This is a genomic window from Lysinibacillus sp. NPDC097279, assembly GCF_044761745.1.
In the GTDB taxonomy this organism is placed as follows: domain Bacteria; phylum Bacillota; class Bacilli; order Bacillales_A; family Planococcaceae; genus Lysinibacillus.
In genome coordinates this window covers 1-2181 of the sequence record NZ_JBIWDA010000017.1, presented here as the reverse complement: position 1 = coordinate 2181, position 2181 = coordinate 1, and the positions used below count along the sequence as shown (strand labels likewise).

At 31.6% G+C, this 2181-nt stretch carries 1 protein-coding gene; it reads right to left on the bottom strand.

Features of this window, described 5'->3' with window-relative positions:
- Positions 1-263: 263 nt before the first annotated feature.
- Entirely contained in the window at positions 264-1157 is an 894-nt protein-coding gene (locus ACIQ1H_RS22940; protein ID WP_402892361.1) for a patatin-like phospholipase family protein, read from the bottom strand.
- Between the last annotated feature and the right edge of the window lie 1024 nt (positions 1158-2181).

Here is a 2181-nt window from a genome sequence, read left to right as displayed (position 1 = left end):
TTTTGATGTCCAAAATTTTGTTTCGTTCACTAACGAAGTTAGCTACTAAAAACTATATTGATTACGTTTTGCTTGTTCAGTTTTCAAGGTTCATTGTGTTAACTGTTTTATAAGAGTTAACTTTTATATAATAACATGTTATTGAAATAATGTCAAACATTATTTTGTTTTTTTATATTTCTTATTACATGTTGTAACAGCAACTTTTATATAATAACATCTGATTTATAACTCGTCAATAGATTTTATCATTTTTTTTACTATTATATTCTATACTTTGGCCAGTGCTTTAAAAATTGAATAGTTCGATTCCTTCCTATCTCTAGTAATGTTTCCTTTGTCTCTTCATTTAAATCAAATTGTGTAGCACTGTAATCATCTACTGGAATAAAAACAATATCTCTTTCATGCCTTCTTGAAATATATCTTTCATCATGTGCCCCTTTCATAGTTGCAAATAATGCTTCAAATAAATTTAGACCATTCTTTATTGATTGAGGACATTGTTCTTCACTACTTCTACTTAATTTTAGACCGAGGACTGGTCGCTTTTTTCTCCCTTCTTTATCATCAAAAATCCAGAGAGGAAAATTACTTAATACACCACCATCAACAATGACCGATTCACCTTTTCCTGTTTTTAATGTAACTGGTTCAAAGAAAAATGGAATCCCACAGCTCATACGCAAAGCACATGCAACGGAAAAATTATTAGCATCAATTTGATACTTGTGTAGATCATCCGGTAAAACAATAATTCTACCATTTGATAAATCTGAAGCTACTAACTTCAATGAACCTTCGGGTAGATCTGCAAAAGTGTAAACCCCCTTATCCGCTAATTTTTGAAAGAACCATTTTTCTAATGCTTTTCCTTTATACAATCCTAAATGGTTATATACATTAATCCATTTCATAAAAGGCATTGGCAGAAATGTTTTTCGTGGATCTAGTAATGAAGGTACATCCAACTCTTCAAGCATACATTCAATTTCTTTCCCCTTATAACCAGCAGCTATAAAAGCAGCTAAAATAGCACCAGCACTAGTACCTGCAACTCGTTTAAAGTGGAAATTTTCAGCTTCTAATACTTGATAAGCTCCCACTAAGGCAAAGCCCTTCAATCCCCCACCAGAAAAAACACCATCAATCCACAAAATTCCCTCTCCTTTTTCAAGTAATAGTTCATTATAGAAAACTAGTAAAGCGATTAGAACTAAATCGCGAAATTTGTCGATTTAGTAAGGCATTATAATACGCAACTCTTAAAACAACTTGTGTACTTAAATTAAAATCACCGTTTAGCAAATATTTTGTTAAAAGCGTTAATTAACTATAAGTTTTAGCCTTATCGAACCTCCTTACGTATAGCTAAAGAATAGAGGAAACACAGTTCCTCAGTTTTACATCTGTGTAAATTTATAATGTGGCCAAAAGTCTATGTTCTCCATCAATTAAAAAGAACCGCTTTATTTTAAATAGCCTTCATAGAAATTCATATATAGCCACTAGTAAGGACTAGCAATTCTGTTATGTAAAACATCCCTTTATAAAAAACCTATCTTAACTGAAATGGCAACAATGAAAAAGGCTAAATCCCCTTCATTACTGCCTTTATTTTTTACAACTGAGTATGATAACAAGGATCTTACTGAATAAATTTACTCTTCATCATTTAGAACATCAGTTATTAGAACGGTCAAAATAATAAATTTTATAAAAAATGCAATTTTTAAATTGCACAAGTGATTAATAGCTAAAATTTCTTTTAGATATATATAAGCATCTGAAAATACGCAAAAGTTTAACATCATAGCTTTAAAAATATTTAGTATTGCTTTCCCATCTGATGTAAATATGCATCAATTACAAACTCTTCACACCAATTATCTCTTCAATAAGAAATGATAAATTGTTACCCCCTTGAAAAACTATACAAATTTCTAGTCTCAAGTCTCTTACATAGGAATTTTTACGATGGTTAATTTTGCTTGAATACCCCTAACGGGCTTCTAGCATCTATCTTTCGCAATTCGTTCAATCATACTCTCTTCATCTCTATTAGATCTTTATTTTTAGATAAAACAAAAAAACAGCCAGCTATTGCTGACTGCTTTGTGTGCCTAGCGACGTCCTACTCTCACAGGGGGAAGCCCCCAACTACCATCGGCGCTAAAGAGC